This window comes from Dyella sp. RRB7, assembly GCF_022761115.1.
GTDB lineage: Bacteria > Pseudomonadota > Gammaproteobacteria > Xanthomonadales > Rhodanobacteraceae > Dyella.
Genome location: NZ_JAKWJS010000004.1, coordinates 250,418 through 266,173, shown reverse-complemented (window position 1 = coordinate 266,173; position 15,756 = coordinate 250,418). Strand labels below are relative to the sequence as shown.

Here is a 15,756-nt window from a genome sequence, read left to right as displayed (position 1 = left end):
GGGCGCCCGAGCGGCGCCCGGGGCTCCTCGGCTACCATTCCACTTTTGACTTACCCGGAAACTCCCCATGCAGCTCAATCAGGTCAAGGCGATCATCACCGGCGGCGCCTCCGGTCTCGGCCACGCCGTGGCGCAATTTGTCGTCGCCAACGGTGGCAAGGTCGCGCTGTTCGACGTCAACGAGGAGAAGGGCCAGGCCGCGGCCAAGGCGCTGGGCGGCCACTTCTTCCGTACCGACGTGACCTCCGAGGAAGGCGTCTACGCCAATGTCGCCGCGGCGCGCGATGCGCTGGGCGGCTTGAACGTGGTGGTGAACTGCGCCGGCATCCTGGGCGCCGGCCGCATGCTGGGCAAGGAAGGCCCAATGCCGCTCACCACCTTCGCCACCACCGTGATGGTGAACCTGGTGGGCAGCTTCAACGTGGCCAAGGCCGGCGCCAACCTGATGCAGGCCAACGAGGCCGGCGAAGACGGCGAGCGCGGCGTGATCATCAACACCGCCTCGGTGGCTGCCTTCGAAGGCCAGATCGGGCAGGCGGCGTACTCGGCCTCCAAGGGCGGCGTGGTCGGCATGACGCTGCCGATGGCGCGCGAGCTGTCGCGCTTCGGCATCCGCGTGGCGACCATCGCGCCGGGCATCTTCTGGACCCCGATGGTGGACGGCATGCCGCCGCAGGTGCAGGAGTCGCTGTCGGCCTCGATCCCGTTCCCGTCGCGCCTGGGCAAGCCCGAGGAGTTCGCCAGCACGGTGGGTTTCATCCTGGGCAACCGCTACATCAACGGCGAAACCATCCGCCTGGATGGCGCGGTGCGCTTGCAGCCGAAGTAATTCCTCCATCCACCTCATCGTCATGCCGGCGCGGGCCGGAATCCAGCACCTTTGCTTCGCCATTGAAGACACTGGATCCCTGCTTTCGCGGGGATGACGGCAACGAGACATCCCAACCATCCGGTCAGACATCCCATGAAAGCTTCCGACGTCAAGAAAGGCAATGTGGTCGAACACGAAGGCACCGTGTACCAGGTGCGCGACATCGAGCGCAGCGCGCCCACCGCGCGTGGCGGCAATGTCACGTTCCGCTTCACCATGTATTCGATCCCCGGCGGCCGCAAGTTCGACCTGAGCCTGCGCGCCGACGATGACCTCAAGGAAATGGACCTGGTGCGCCGCGAGGCGAACTTCTCGTATATGGACGGCGACGTGTTCGTGTTCATGGACAAGGAGGACTACACGCAATACCTGCTTTCGCCGGAACTGGTGGGCGACAACGCCGGCTATATCGTCGAGGACGTCGAGGGTTACTACGTGCAGCTGATCGACGACGCGCCGGTGGGCCTGCAGGTGCCGACCAGCGTGACGCTGACCGTGGTGGACACCGCGCCGGAACTGAAGGGCGCCAGCGCCACCAAGCGCACCAAGCCGGCCAAGCTCAACACCGGCGTCGAGATCCAGGTGCCCGAGTACATCACCAACGAAGAAAAGGTGTGGGTGAACACGCTCACCGGCGAGTTCGCCGGCCGCGCCTGATCCGCGCGCCTTCCGCAGCTTCCAGCGGCGCCCGTCCAAGGGCGCCGTTTTTTTTGCTTGACCATGGCGCGCCACTGCGGCAGCTTCGCGACATCATCCCCGCGCCATGACCGCCATGCCCTCCCTCACCCCACGGCGTGCGCTGCTGCCGTTGCTGCTGGCCCTGCTGGCCGGTTGCGCCCCGGTGCCGGTGCACAATCCAATCGCCCAATGGGTGCCCTCGCCGAACTTCGACCAGCGCCGACCGGTGCTGATCGTGCTGCACTTCACCAACGACGACTCGGCCGAACAGGCCCTGCAAACGCTGCGCACCCACAACAGCGGCGGTCCGGTCAGCTCGCACTACCTGATCGGCAACGATGGCCATATCTACCAATTGGTGGATGACAGCCAACGCGCCTGGCATGCCGGCGCCGGGCGCTGGGGCACCATCACCGACGTCAATTCGGCATCGATCGGCATCGAGCTGGACAACAATGGCGACTCGCCGTTTACCCAGGTGCAGATCGACAGCCTGCTGCGCCTGCTCGCCGACCTGACCGACCGGCTGCGCATCCCGCGCACGCAGATCATCGGGCACGAGGATCTCGCCCCTGGGCGCAAGGACGATCCCGGCCCGCTCTTCCCCTGGCGACAGCTGGCCAATGCGGGCTTCGGCTTGTGGCCGCGCGGGCCGCTGATCGATCCGCCGGCGGACTTCGACCCGTGGATGGCGCTGGGCCTGATCGGCTACCCCCTGGACAACCGCACCGCCGCGGTGCGCTCGTTCCACCACCATTTCCGCGGCATGGACGGCGATTCGCTCGATGCGCAGGACCTGCGCGTGCTGTATGCCCTGGCCCGCCAGTTGGGCGCAAGCTCGTAGCGGGTCATCCCATCGCGTTTCGTCGCATCCGCTTCAGCACGGCTGAGGCAAAATCAGCGAAACGTTTAGGAGCGAACGAAGCACCATGCCTGCCAGCGGCTACTCGCTACGCGCCACTGTCGTCGACAGCCTGATCACGGCCAAGCGTCCGGACGTGCCCGTGCGCGTGGTCGTGCGCAACACCGCTGCGGTGATCCTGCCGCTGGCCATCGGCATCGCCAGCGGCCATCCGGGCATCGGCCTGGGTATCGGCGCCGGCGCGCTGGACACCATGTTTTCGGACCAGCCCGGCCCGTATCGCCAGCGCATGACCCGACTGCTGCTGGCCTCGCTGGCGGCCGGCCTGGCCTCGCTGATCGGCTTCCTGATCGGCGACCAGTTGATCCCCATGCTGATTGCCACGGCCGCGTTCGGTTTCTGCGGCGGCCTGCTGGTGGTGTTCGGTGCCGACATGACCCGGGTGGGCATGACCAGCATGATCCTGCTGGTGGTCACGGCCGCCACCCCTCGCCCGCTGGGCGAAGCCCTGGGCGCGGCCAGCCTGATCTTTGCCGGCGGGCTGCTGCTCACGGTGTTCTCGGTGGCGGCGTGGCCACTGCAGCGCTACCGCCCCGAGCGCCACGCGCTGGCCGCGGTCTATCGCGGGCTGTCCATGCTGGCCCGGCAACAGGCGCACGACGATGCGGACGTGCCCGCGCTTACCGATGCCATGACCACGCTGCAGCACACCCTGCTGGGCCGGCACCATGCTCGTGGCCGCGCCATGGAAGCGTTCGGCGTGCTGCTGGAACTGGCCGAGCGCATCCGCCTGGAACTCACCGCCATGGCCGAGCTGCGGGCCAACCCCACCATCCACGCCATGTTCCGCGGCGACGCCGCGCGCGTGCTCGCCGCCGTGGCCGACGCCCTGGAAGCCGGCGACTCGCCCCAGCAGGCCGAGCACGCCCTGCAGACCCTGCAGGCCAGCGAGAACGCCCTGCTCGGCAACGGCGGCGACGCCGACGGCCTGGCCACGCACATCCATGCGCTCTCCGGCCAGCTCGCCGCTGCCGTGCGTAACGCCAACTGGGCCGGCAGCCGCGGCGAACTGCGCGCCGCCGCCGCCGAGACGCCGCTGCCGGCAGCCCTGCGCAGCAACTCGGCGCGGGCCACCTTGCGTGCCAATCTCACGCCGCACTCGGTAGCCTTCCGCCATGCGGTGCGTAGCGCGGTCACCCTTACCGCCACGCTGTTCGTGGCGCGCGAGCTGCAACTGCCGCATGGCTACTGGCTGCCGATGACCGCCGCCATCGTGCTGCGGCCGGACTTTGCCGCCACCTTCAATTTCGGCCTGCTGCGTGTGGTCGGCACCGTGCTCGGGTTGGTGCTCACCACCTTGCTGCTGCACATCACGCCACACGATGCCTGGGCGCATCTGGCCCTGATGGCGGTGCTGTGCATGGCGTTCCGATACCTCGCCACCGCCCACTACGGCGTCGCCGTGGCCGCGCTGACCGGTACGGTGGTGATCCTGCTGTCCTTCGAAGGCGTCAACTCCAGCGACGCGGTGATGGATCGCGTGATCAACACCGCCCTGGGCAGCGGCATGGCCCTGCTCGCCTATGTGTTGTGGCCGACCTGGGAACGGGGCCGCGCCCGCGCCGCGTTGTCGGACATGCTGGATGCCTATGCCGATTACCTGCACGCCCTGGCGCGCCCCGAGCGCCGCGACGGCCGGCGCGAAGCACGCACGGCCGCCCGCACCGCCCGCAGCAACGCCCAGGCCTCGCTGGACCGCATGCGTGCCGAACCGGCCACTCCGCCGGCCCTGCTGGAACTGGCCAACGCGCTGTTCGCCAACGGCAACCGCCTCGCCCGCACGGCAATGACGCTGGAAGCGCTGATCGACGACCACGACAGCCTGCCGGAGACGGCGGAGATGTGCGCGTTCGTCGATCATGCCGCCACCGCACTGCACGAAATCGCCGCGGCGCTACGCGCACAGCGCGCACCGGAACGGCTGCCCGATTTGCGCAGCCTGCAGCGTACCTATGCGGCGTTGCTCGGCATGGCGGAGGACCGCCAGGCGGCGGAGCTGCTCACCCGCATCAGCGATCGCCTAGTCGACAACGTCAACACGCTGGCGCATGTGACGGGACGCAATCCTCATCGGTCGACGGCGATGGTGTGATGCTTTGTGCGCCTGCTGCTTTTCGGCTGGCGACCACGCCCAAGAAGAAACGAAAGTCCCTGGTTCCCCGCTTTCGCGCGGATGACCAGCTAAAGCGCCCTCCGCGCCCAACGCGAATCAATCGCGCCGAGACGGCCAAGCCCCCCTTCCACCACATCGTGCCCCCCGCGACGCCCACGCGCACAAGACTTACACTCGGCGACATGCTGAAGATCGATACCCACGCGCACATCCTGCCTCGTGACTGGCCGAACCTTGCCGCCAAGTACGGGGACGACCGCTTTCCGGTGATGATCCATAACGATGGGCGGCATCGTATCTACAAGGACGGCAAGTTCTTCCGCGAGGTATGGGAATCGGCCTTCGATGCGCAGCAGCGCATCGACGATTACGCGCGTTTCGGCGTCGGCGTGCAGGTGGTTTCCACGGTGCCGGTGCTGTTCTCGTACTGGGCCCCCGGCTACCAGGCGCTGGAGCTGCATCGCCACCTGAACGACGAAACCGCGCGGCTGTGCGCCGATCATCCGCGCCATTACGCCGGCATCGGCACCGTGCCGCTGCAGTCACCCGACCTGGCCATCCGCGAGCTGGAGCGCTGCATCGACGAGCTGGGCCTGCAGGGCGTGCAGGTGGGCTCGCACTGCAATGACTGGAACCTGGACGCGCCGGAGCTGTTTCCATTCTTCGAGGCCGCCGCGGACCTGGGCGCCGCCGTGATGGTGCACCCGTGGGACATGATGGGCACGCCCAGCATGCCCAAGTACTGGCTGCCATGGCTGGTGGGTATGCCTGCCGAGCAGTCGCGCGCGGCCTGCTGCCTGGTGTTTGGGGGCGTGCTGGAACGGCTGCCCCGGTTGCGGGTGATGCTGGCGCATGGCGGCGGCAGTTTTCCCTGGACCATCGGCCGCATCGAGCATGGCTTCCGCATGCGCCCCGACCTGGTCGCCACCGACAACCCGCGCAACCCGCGCGAATACCTCAAGCGCCTGTATTTCGATTCCTGCGTGCACGACCCCCAGGCCCTGCGCTATCTCCTGGATGTGACCGGGGTCGAGCGCGTGATGCTGGGTACCGACTATCCTTTCCCGCTGGGGGAGCAACATCCGGGCAGTGGCATCGAGGCGCTAGGCCTGGATGACACCGACCGTGCGCAGCTCTTCCACGGTACCGCCCTGGAATGGCTGGGGCTGCCACGACACCGATTCGAACCCATCGCCCAGGAGCAGGCATGAGCTTCTTCCGCAACATGATCGTCGCCAGCGCCCTCGTGCTGGCTGGCGCGGCCCACGCCACCGACATCAGCATGGCCGGCGGCAGCGTCACCTTCAGCACGCCCGACCAATGGGTCGGCATCATGGAAACCCAGGGCGACCCGGAAGTACGCGTGTTCCAGGTGCCCGACCCCTCGCCCACCGCCAGCAGCAGTCTCGCCCGCGTCACCGTGACGGTGAAGCAGGTGGCCGATGCCAGTGGCTACCAGCAGTACGTGAACGGCGCCATGGGCAAGGCCAAGGGCCTTACCGGTTACCAGGCCGGGGCCGGCCAGGGCCCGGGCAACTTCACCTATACCGCGCAGGAAAACGGCGCCGACTACACCTATAGCGAGCGCTACTGGCTCAAGGACAACCATGCCATCCAGCTGCGCTGCGTGCGTCCGTCGCAAAGCCAGGCCGGCGCGGCCTGGAAGGCCAGCTTCGACAAGGGCTGCGATGCCATCGCGGCACGCCTGAAGTAACCTGTCGCACCGCGTCGCGCCCTCTGCGGGCGCGACTTCCCGCACGAGAGTCCCCGATGTCCGCACCGTACGAAGCCACCCTTGCCTGGGCGCAGGCCCAGGATGCCGCCGATCCGCTGGGCGGCTTCCGCGACCAGTTCCTGATCCCCCCGCACGAAGAGCGTGACAGCCATTATTTCTGCGGCAACTCGCTGGGCCTGCAGCCGCGCGCCGTGCGCCCCGCGATCAGCGCCGAGCTGGATTACTGGGGCGAACTGGGGGTGGAAGGCCACTTCAAGGGCCGCCTGCCGTGGATGGACTATCACGAGTTCGTGCGCGACGACCTCGCCGCCGTGGTGGGCGCACAGCCTTCCGAAGTGGTGGCGATGAACACCCTGGGCGTGAACCTGCACTTGATGATGGTGAGCTTCTATCGCCCGACGCCGGAACGCCACGCGATCCTGATCGAAGCGGGCTCGTTTCCCACCGATCGCTACGCGGTGGAGTCGCAGGTGCGCTTCCACGGCTTCAACCCGGCCAGTGCGCTGATCGAGCTGGAGAGCGACGAACCGAACGGCACGATCTCGCTGGATGCGATCGAGCGGACACTCGCCGAACATGGTTCGCGCATTGCCCTGGTGATGCTGCCGGGCATCCAGTACCGCACCGGCCAGGCCTTCGACCTGGCCGCCATCACCCGCCTGGCCAACCGCCATGGCTGCATGGTCGGCTTCGACCTCGCGCACGCGGTGGGCAACCTGCCCTTGCAGTTGCACGACAGCGGCGCGGACTTCGCCATCTGGTGCAGCTACAAATACCTCAACGGCGGCCCGGGCGCGGTGGGCGGCGCGTTCGTGCATGAGCGCCATGCGCGTACCGAGCTGCCACGCTTTGCCGGCTGGTGGGGCCACGACAAGACCACGCGCTTCCAGATGGGCCCACGCTTCGTGCCCACCTATGGCGCCGATGGCTGGCAGCTGAGCAACCCGCCCATCCTCGCCCTCGCCCCGCTGCGGGTGTCGCTGGAGATCTTCCGCCGCGCCGGCATGTCGCGTCTGCGCGAAAAGTCGCTGCGGCTCACCGGTTACCTGGAGTGGCTGGTGCAGAGGCAGCTCAACCACGTGCTGGAAGTAGTGACGCCCACCGACCCCGCGCGGCGCGGCGCGCAGCTTTCCATCCGCGTACTGGGCGGCCGGGAGCGGGGACGCGCGCTGTTCGAGTACCTGATGGAGCACGGCATCATCGGTGACTGGCGCGAGCCCGACGTCATCCGTATTTCTCCCACGCCGCTATACAACCGGTTTGCCGACTGCCTGGCGTTTGCCGAGGCCGTGAAAGCCTGGGCCGCCCTCGGCGCTTAAGCCGCCGACAGCCTGGCAGGAGCACGACCAGACGCGGACACGTGCCTGTCCGTCATCTGTCCGCGGACAGCCATCCCGCCAGAGGCTGGCGGTGTCTTATCTCGATAGATCAAGCGTCTGGCCGAATCCAGGCTGCTGGCACGCCGCTTGCTGCCAATTTCCGCGACACCCCAGACAAGGAACAGCCATGCACACGTCCACCCTGCAACGACTGGCCCTGATGATCACGCCGCTGCTGGCGATCTCCATGGCCCGGGCCGCAACGCCTGAGGACACCATCCCCACCGGCGATGAGCTGGTGCTCACCATCACCGCCCTCGACACCAAGGTGTTCGACGCCTACAACCACTGTGACCTGAAGACCTTCGGCGACTACTTCAGCACCGACGTGGAGTTTTTCCACGACAAGGCCGGACTGATGAACTCACGCGACGCCGTGGTGAATGCCACTCGCCAGTACATCTGCAACAAGGTGCGACGCGAGCTGGTCGGCACGCTCGAGGTGTATCCGATCAAGGGCTATGGCGCGATGGAAGTGGGCACGCATCGCTTCTGCCAGATCAGCACCGACAAGTGCGAAGGCGTGGGCAAGTTCCTCAACATCTGGCGCTACCAGGACGGCAAGTGGGAAATGACGCGAGTGATCAGCTATGACCACCGTGAGGTTGCCAGCACGCAAGGCAAATAGGCCAGCGGCGAACCGAAGTGCCGCGTCACCATCGTGACTGCGGCCCCCTCATGGCGAGGACGCCACGGCCTGCACGTTCCCGGACTCGCGCTTCCCTTCGTCGATGCGGATGGGAGTTCTCAGGTAGCGCTTGAGGTCAAGCGCAGGTCGTTCGACCAGACGCCATGAGGCGAAGGCACAGGCCAGCGTGATCGCCATCGAAACGGACAACGACAGCGCATACGCGTGGCGTATGCCGATAACGGCAATGACCGCCTGCTGGACCATATAGGCGTAGATATAAATGCCGTAGGACACATCGCCGTAACGGCCAGCCTCCCTGAGCAGGGGCGTGGAAAGGCTACCGAAGCCGATGACCACGAAGGGCAGCAGCACATAGACCGCGGCGTATTGGCGATCCAACACAACCAGTGCAGCTGCAAGCAGGGTCAGGCATGCCAGCGTCAGGAGGGGATGCCGTTCCCATACCTGCCGCCAGCGTTGCAGCAGCACGCCGTAACAGAAAAAGCAGCCGTACTCGCATCCGAAAGCGGGCAGCGGAAAGTTCGCGAGCGGATTGTGCTGCACGTCGAACACCCCAAAGATGTAGATGGCATACAGCAACACACCGGCCAGCAACACGTAGCGGGCGCGCCTGAGCAACAGTCCGCAAACGCAGGCAACGATCAGGATGGCGTACCACTTCACCTCGATGGGTATGGTCCAGAGCGAGCCATTGACTACATGCCAGGGATTGCTCTCGAACACGCCCGGCAAATAAAGCTCGACCCGAAGGCATAGCTGCAGCAGGTATTTCCACGTCATCTCCGACCGGAAGTACTCGCCCAGGGACAGCCGGGAAAAAACCGGCCCCACGCAAAACACCGTCAGCATCACCACAACGGCCAGGCCAGGCCAGATGCGCAGGAAGCGTCTCGCGGCGAAACGCCACGCATGCGGATCGCGGTCCCAGCTCTGCGCGACGAGATAGCCGCTGACCGAGAAAAATATCAGTACGCCGAGCGTACCCAGCGTAAACAGCCCGAAAGGGCGCGGCTCTGGCCTGAAGAGCAGCGCATACTGGTGCGAACAAAGCACCATCGCCGCCGCAGCAAGACGAACGAAATCGAAATTGTTTGCCGTATGCCGCGACGCCATATATCCGGATTGCCCCTGGACCATCCCAGCGTTATCGGGCATAGGCCCGATGGAAGTCAAATCCCCATGACCGGTGCTTTCCTACTGCTGGCCCAGACTGGTGGCGTGCCGTACCTGCCCCTCTCCGCGCACCACATAGCGCTCGATGGTGAGCGACTCCGCCCCCATCGGGCCATAGGCATGCAGGCGCGTGGTGGAGATGCCGATCTCGGCGCCCAGCCCCAGCTCGCCGCCATCGGAAAACCGCGAGGAGGCGTTGACCATCACCACGGCCGAGCGCAGCGACTGCACGAAGCGTTGCGCGGCGGCAGCGTCCCGGGTCGCGATGACTTCGGTGTGATCCGAGCCGTAGCGGCGGATATGGGCGATCGCAGCGTCCATGTCAGCCACCACGCGGGCCGCAAGAATCAGGTCGAGGAACTCGGCGGCGTAGTCATCTTCACTGGCGGCCTTGGCCTGCGGCACCAATGCACGCGTGCGCTCGTCGCCGCGCCATTCCACGCCACGCGCCAGCAACGCCTGCGCCGCCTGGGGCAGAAAATCCGCAGCGACATCCTGATGCACCAGCAGGGTTTCCAGTGCGTTGCACACGCCCGGACGCGAGGTCTTGCCATCGATCAGCAGGTTGAGCGCGAGCGCCAGGTCCGCCTCGCGGTCCACGTAAAGGTGGCACACCCCCTTGTAGTGCTTGATCACCGGTACGCGCGCGTGTTCGGTGACGAAGCGGATCAGGCCTTCACCGCCGCGCGGAATGGCCAGGTCGATGACGTCGGTGAGCTGCAGCAGCTCGACCATGCTCTCGCGCCGCAAGTCTTCGACCAGCGTGACCGCCGCCTCCGGCAGGCCATGCGCGCGCAATGCCTCGTGCAACGCCGCGGCAATGGCCGTATTGGAATGAATGGCCTCCGAGCCGCCGCGCAGGATCACTGCATTGCCCGCCTTGAGGCACAGCGCCGCGGCATCGGCCGTGACGTTGGGGCGTGCCTCGTAGATCATCGCCACCACTCCCAGCGGAATGCGCACGCGCTCTACCGCGATGCCATTGGGCATTGTCTCGCGGCGAGTGACCACGCCTACGGGGTCGGGTAGTTCGGCCACCTGACGCAAGGCCTGGGCGACGCCCGAAACTCGCGCCGCATCGAGGCGCAGGCGATCGAGCATCGCGCCCTGCACGCCTTTGTCGGCAGCCAGCTGCATGTCACGCGCATTGGCGGCAAGGATGGCCTCGACATGCCTTTCCAGCGCGGCTGCCATGTCGTTCAACAATTGGCGCTTGCCAGCCGTGTCGAGGGAGGCGATGCGCGGCGCCGCATCACGACAGGCGAGCGCCAGTGAATGAATGTCGCTCATGCGTTGACCTCTCCCGCCGTCTCGCTGTCGCCCAAGGTGACCAGGTCGTCACGGTGCACCACCTCGGCCCCGTAGCTGTAGCCGAGTGCTTGCTCGATCTCGCGGCTGTGCCGCCCGACCAGCCGTCGTGCCTCGCCGGCGCCGTACTGGCAAAGGCCGCGCGCCACCGGCATGCCGTCGACGTCGACAATCTCCACCAGGTCGCCGCGATGGAAGTCGCCATGGATCTCGACCATGCCACCGGGCAGCAACGAAGCGCGGCCGCCGGCCAGCGCACGCACCGCGCCGGCATCCACACGGATGCAACCGCCGGCAGCTGGCGCATGGCGCAGCCAGTACTTGCGCGCCTGCATGCGGCTTCGCCCCGCCGCTACCAGCGTGCCGCGCAGGACACCCTGCGCAAGCGCATCGACGGTGGCGGCCTCGCGGCCACTGAACAACGCGGTGGGAATGCCGGCCGCCGCCGCCTTGATCGCCGCCTCCAGCTTGGTACGCATGCCGCCGGTGCCCACGGCGCTGCCGCTGCCACCGGCCATCGCCAGCACGTCGGCGGTCAATGTCTCTACGTTGGCTATCGGCGTGGCGAGCGGATCGCGCCGGGGATCGGCGCTGTACAAGGCATCGATATCGGAGGCGATCAACAACACGTCCGCGTCCACCAGCGCCGCCACGATGGCAGCCAGGTTATCGTTGTCGCCCAGCTTGAGTTCGTCTACCGCCACCGTGTCGTTTTCGTTCACCACCGGCAGCACATCGAGGGCTAGCAGCTCGCGCAGCGTGGCGCGCGCATTGAGATAGCGTCGGCGGTTGCGCAGGTCGTCATGCGTCAACAGCACCTGCGCGACCGGACCGGGACTGAGCGACTGCCACAACGCGATCATCGGCGCCTGGCCCAGCGCCGCCAGCGCCTGGCGCGCCGCCAGGTCGCCGCCTGCTGGCACATGCTGCCTCAGCAGCGCGCGGCCGGCGGCCACCGCACCCGACGACACCAGCACCACCTGCCGCCCCGCCGCGCGACTGGCCGCGATAAAGCCGGCAAGCGCCTGGGCATAGCGGGTGGTCAAGCCGCCGCCATCGGCCGCCAGCAGGCTGCTGCCGACCTTCAGCACAGCCCGCCGCCAGGCGGGCAGCGCCTGCGCTTGCAGTGCGCGTGACGACACGCCGGCGCTCATGCAGTCACATCCAACGGTCTGGCCATATAGGGCGTGGAGACAACCATCATGCGAACGCCGCTACCTTGACCCCAACGGCCATGTTTGGCATTTCCCGCACTGATGGCTCCCACGCCTTTCACCGTTCAGCCATCCAGCTGGCTGAGTCTGGCGCGCAACTCATCCAGGCGCAGGTCATGCCCCGAACCGGGCGAGACGCGCGCCGCCAGGCTGGCTTCGGGCGTGCGGCCCGCGCCAGCGGAAGCCGCCGCATCCGCCGCGGCACGATAGGCATCGCGGAACGGCACGCCGGCCGCCGCCTGCTCGATCGCCACGTCGGTGGCGTACATGGCCGGCTCGATCGCCGCGCGCATGGCCGGCTCGTTCCACGCCATGCGCGCCAACAGGTCGGGCACCAGTTCCAGCGCGGCCAGGCCATGACGGCAACCGTGGAACAGCGAGCCCTTGGAGAACTGCAGGTCGCGCTGATAACCCGACGGCAGTGACAGCAACTGCTCGATCTCGGTGCGCGCGGCCGCCACGCTGGCGTAGCTGGCACGCAGCAACTCGACTACATCCGGATTGCGCTTGTTCGGCATGATGGAGCTGCCGGTGGTGTATTCGGACGGCAACTTCACGAAGTCGAACTCGGCCGTGGTGAACAGCGACAAGTCCCAGGCCAGCCGGCGCACATCCAGCAGCGCACCGGCAATGGCTTCCAGCACCGCCATTTCGAATTTGCCGCGCGACAACTGGGCATAGATCGGCGAGATCTGCATGCGCGCAAACCCCAATGCCGCGGTGGTGTGCTCGCGGTCGAGCTTGAGATTGACGCCGTAGCCGGCAGCCGTGCCCAGCGGATTGGCGTCGATCAACGCAACGGTCTGCCGTGCACGTAGAGCGTTGTCGATAAAGCCCTCGGCGAAACCGGCGAACCACATGGCCGTGGAAGACACCACCGCACGCTGCAGATGGGTATAGCCCGGCAGCGGGATAGCCGGCTGGGCGGCGCGATCGAGGCAGACGGCCGCAATGGCGCGGCAATGGTGCTCCAGCGCCGCCAGTTGGTCCTTCAGCCACAGGCGGGTCGCCACCAGGATCTGGTCATTGCGACTGCGGCCGGTGTGCACGCGACGGCCGGCATCGCCTAGGCGCTCGGTCAGGCGTGCCTCGATGGCCGAATGGCCGTCCTCGTAACGCTCGTCGAGCACGAACTTGCCGGCCTGGAAATCCTGGGCCAGCACGTCGAGCTCGCGCTTCAGCGCAGCCGCCTCATCGGCGCTGACCACGCCAATATGGGCCAGCCCTTCCACATGCGCCTTGCTGGCGGTGATGTCGTGCAGGAAGAACTCGCGGTCGAGCAGCACGTCGTCGCCGGCAAGAAACTTCATGATGCGGGCGTCGATCTTGATGTTGGATTTCTGCCACAGCGGCTGGGTCATGGGGTTGTGTCCTGCAAATGGAATGGTGCGCAAGTCTTTTGACCGTCATCCCCGCGAAGGCCGGGATGACGGTCAAGTGAGCGGGATGGCGGTGTATTCGTCCATGCCGATCGCCCGGTTGATGTTCTGCATGGCCTGGGTCGCCGCCCCCTTGAGCAGGTTGTCCAGCGTCGCCACCACCACCACGCGCTTGCCATCGGTCGAGACGGCAAAGCCGCCGATCTCCACGTGGTGCTTGTTGGCGATCTGGCTGACCCACGGCGCCTCGTCCAGCACGCGCACCAACTTCTCGCCTGCGTAGGCGCCCTGGAAGCGCGCCACGATGTCATCGCGCTTGACCGGGCGCGCCAGGTAGAGGTTGGTGGTGACGGTAAGCCCACGGAAATGCGGCGCTACATGCGGCATGAACTCCACCGGCAGGCCGAGATGGCGGCTGGCTTCCTTCTCGTGCATATGGCCGGTCAATGAGTACGGCATCAGGTTGTCGCGCAGCTTCTCGGGGTCGTTACGATCCGAGGGCGTGGTACCCGCGCCGGAATAGCCGGACACACCGAAGCTTACCGGCGGCGCCGCCAGCAGATCCTTCAGCGGCGCGATGGAAAGCTGGATGGCCGTGGCGTAGCAGCCCGGGTTGCTGATGCGCTTCTCGCCGCGCCAGCGCTGGCGGGTCAGCTCGGGCAGGCCGTAATACCAGCGCTCGTCGAAACGATAATCGGCGGACAGGTCGACGATGAGCGTCTCGGGCTTGGCCTGGTCGATCGCCTCCACGTAGGGCGCCGCCTTGCCATTGGGCAGCGCCAGCACCACCACGTCCGCGCCCTGCGCCGCCACCGCGGCGGGGTCGAGGTTCACGTAACGCAGTTCACCGCTAAAGCCGTCCACGTGATCGGCCACGCGCTGGCCATCCAGCTCGCGCGAGGATACGAAGGCCAGCTCCAGCGCCGGATGGGACGCCACCAGGCGGATCAGTTCGGCGCCGGTGTGGCCGCGCGCGCCCACGATGCCGATGCGTTGCTTGGCTATGCTCATGGCCTTAGTCCACCAGGGTCGGTTGCCGCGTGGCGCAGTGCGCGACGCAACGGGCAATCGTGTCGAAGTCGTCGATGCCGTACCAGAACACTTTCCAGCGCGGCTGCTTGAGGCAACCATCCGATTCGGCGTAATAGAAATGGTTGACCGAGTTGCCGTGGCGCGAACGCCAGAACAGCTGCGGATTTTCCTCTCGCATCACCTGCCACACGGCGCGCCCCAGGCCTTCGCCCTGGGCATCATCCAGCACCGCGAACTTGTCCAGATACGGCAGGCCGTCTTCCATGGTGAGGATCATCGCGGTGCGATAGTTCTCGCTCACGTAGATGCGGAACGGCCGGGTGCGCTCGAAGTAATCGGGCACCAGCGCGCGGCCGAAGCTCGACTCGATCAGCTCGCGCATGCGCGCCAGGTCGATGCCGTCCCACGACTCGAAACGCCGCACCTTCTCGCCGCGACGCACCAGCGTGCCCGAACCCTTGTGGGTGAACAGCTCCTTGGCCAGTTCGGACGGCTTGGTGATCGACACCGACGACGTCAACGGCAGGTCGGCCAGCAAATCGGCGATCTGCTCGATCTTCAAACGCATGCCGCCATTGATCCACGGCTGCGCCATCAGGTGCTCGAACTCGGTGCTGAGGTTGATCGAGTCGATGATCTTGCCTTGGTCGTCCAGCAGCCCGCCGGTACCGGTGAGGAACACGATCTTGTACGGCTGCAGCACACGCACCAGTTCGTTGGCGGCGAAGTCGGCATTGACGTTGAGGATCTGCCCTTCTTCCGTCTCGCCCAGGCTGGCGATCACCGGAATGGAGCCGGCACGCAGGCTCGCCTCGATCGGTGCCAGGTTGATGTGGCTGACCTTGCCGACCAGGCCGTAGGTGTCGCGATCCAGATAGGTAGAGGTAAAGACACCGGACGGTACCGAGGTGGCACGCGTATCCATGGTCTGCAGCGCCTCGACCAGGCGCAGGTTCTGCTGCTGGAACACCTTGCGCACGATCGCCAGCGCCTTGGGCGTGGTCACGCGCAGGCCGTTGACGGTCTGCTTCTCGATGCCGGCGGCCGCCAGCTCCTCATCCAGCTGCGGGCCGGCGCCGTGCAACACGATCGGCGTAAGACCCACCTGCTGCAGGAAGGTGAGCGACGAGGTGAGCGCCGGCAGGTCGTCGCGCAGCACTGCGCCACCGACCTTGACCACGGCGAAACGCTTGGCGTCGAGCTGGGAAAAGCGCTTGAGGTATTGCTGGATCTCCTTCGCGCTGCCCATGCTCGAAAGCAGGCGCACGATGGTTTTCCGGGTGTGCTTGTGGGCTTCCAC

14 protein-coding genes are annotated in these 15,756 nt (G+C 66.5%); 8 read left to right on the top strand and 6 right to left on the bottom strand.

The genetic code is table 11. From position 1 onward, the window contains the following. The first annotated feature begins 67 nt into the window (after positions 1-67). The 8 genes from MJ606_RS12315 to MJ606_RS12280 all read left to right on the top strand — a co-directional run bounded on the left by MJ606_RS12315 (position 68) and on the right by MJ606_RS12280 (position 8,326). Positions 68-829 carry an SDR family NAD(P)-dependent oxidoreductase gene (locus MJ606_RS12315; protein WP_243049809.1) on the top strand — a complete coding sequence of 254 codons (762 nt, stop codon included), beginning with the start codon at positions 68-70 and terminating at the stop codon, positions 827-829. A 135-nt stretch (positions 830-964) separates the two neighbouring features. Then, complete coding sequence (gene yeiP / locus MJ606_RS12310) at positions 965-1,528, top strand: elongation factor P-like protein YeiP (protein WP_243049808.1); 564 nt, start codon at positions 965-967, stop codon at positions 1,526-1,528. A gap of 115 nt (positions 1,529-1,643) precedes the next feature. Then, positions 1,644-2,393 carry an N-acetylmuramoyl-L-alanine amidase gene (locus MJ606_RS12305; protein ID WP_243049807.1) on the top strand — a complete coding sequence of 250 codons (750 nt, stop codon included), beginning with the start codon at positions 1,644-1,646 and terminating at the stop codon, positions 2,391-2,393. An 85-nt stretch (positions 2,394-2,478) separates the two neighbouring features. Further along, on the top strand, positions 2,479-4,563 hold the full coding sequence (locus MJ606_RS12300; RefSeq protein ID WP_243049806.1) for an FUSC family protein: 2,085 nt from the start codon (positions 2,479-2,481) through the stop codon (positions 4,561-4,563). A gap of 203 nt (positions 4,564-4,766) precedes the next feature. Then, on the top strand, positions 4,767-5,795 hold the full coding sequence (locus MJ606_RS12295; protein WP_243049805.1) for an amidohydrolase family protein: 1,029 nt from the start codon (positions 4,767-4,769) through the stop codon (positions 5,793-5,795). Then, the gene (locus tag MJ606_RS12290) at positions 5,792-6,298 is read left to right on the top strand and encodes a hypothetical protein (protein ID WP_243049804.1); all 507 of its coding nucleotides are present in this window, start codon (positions 5,792-5,794) and stop codon (positions 6,296-6,298) included. Before MJ606_RS12295 ends, MJ606_RS12290 begins: the two co-directional genes overlap by 4 nt. Positions 6,299-6,354: 56 nt before the next feature. After that, on the top strand, positions 6,355-7,638 hold the full coding sequence (kynU, locus tag MJ606_RS12285; protein WP_243049803.1) for a kynureninase: 1,284 nt from the start codon (positions 6,355-6,357) through the stop codon (positions 7,636-7,638). A gap of 187 nt (positions 7,639-7,825) precedes the next feature. Beyond that, positions 7,826-8,326, top strand: a complete 501-nt coding sequence (locus MJ606_RS12280) for a nuclear transport factor 2 family protein (RefSeq protein WP_243049802.1) — start codon at positions 7,826-7,828, stop codon at positions 8,324-8,326. A gap of 48 nt (positions 8,327-8,374) precedes the next feature. On the opposite strand, the gene MJ606_RS12275 is transcribed toward MJ606_RS12280, so the two are convergent. The 6 genes from MJ606_RS12275 to MJ606_RS12250 form a co-directional block, all read right to left on the bottom strand. After that, positions 8,375-9,463, bottom strand: coding sequence for an acyltransferase (locus MJ606_RS12275; protein WP_243049801.1), 1,089 nt, complete (start codon positions 9,461-9,463; stop codon positions 8,375-8,377). Positions 9,464-9,544: 81 nt separating this feature from the next. Then, positions 9,545-10,813: a glutamate-5-semialdehyde dehydrogenase gene (locus tag MJ606_RS12270; protein ID WP_243049800.1), complete on the bottom strand. Its 1,269-nt coding sequence runs from the start codon at positions 10,811-10,813 to the stop codon at positions 9,545-9,547. Further along, entirely contained in the window at positions 10,810-11,985 is a 1,176-nt protein-coding gene (gene proB, locus MJ606_RS12265; protein ID WP_243049799.1) for a glutamate 5-kinase, read from the bottom strand. Before proB ends, MJ606_RS12270 begins: the two co-directional genes overlap by 4 nt. Positions 11,986-12,110: 125 nt before the next feature. Beyond that, positions 12,111-13,406, bottom strand: a complete 1,296-nt coding sequence (gene argH, locus MJ606_RS12260; protein ID WP_243049798.1) for an argininosuccinate lyase — start codon at positions 13,404-13,406, stop codon at positions 12,111-12,113. Positions 13,407-13,478: 72 nt separating this feature from the next. Then, complete coding sequence (gene argC / locus MJ606_RS12255; RefSeq protein WP_243049797.1) at positions 13,479-14,435, bottom strand: N-acetyl-gamma-glutamyl-phosphate reductase; 957 nt, start codon at positions 14,433-14,435, stop codon at positions 13,479-13,481. Positions 14,436-14,439: 4 nt separating this feature from the next. Beyond that, the gene (locus MJ606_RS12250) at positions 14,440-15,756 is read right to left on the bottom strand and encodes an acetylglutamate kinase (protein WP_343214817.1); all 1,317 of its coding nucleotides are present in this window, start codon (positions 15,754-15,756) and stop codon (positions 14,440-14,442) included.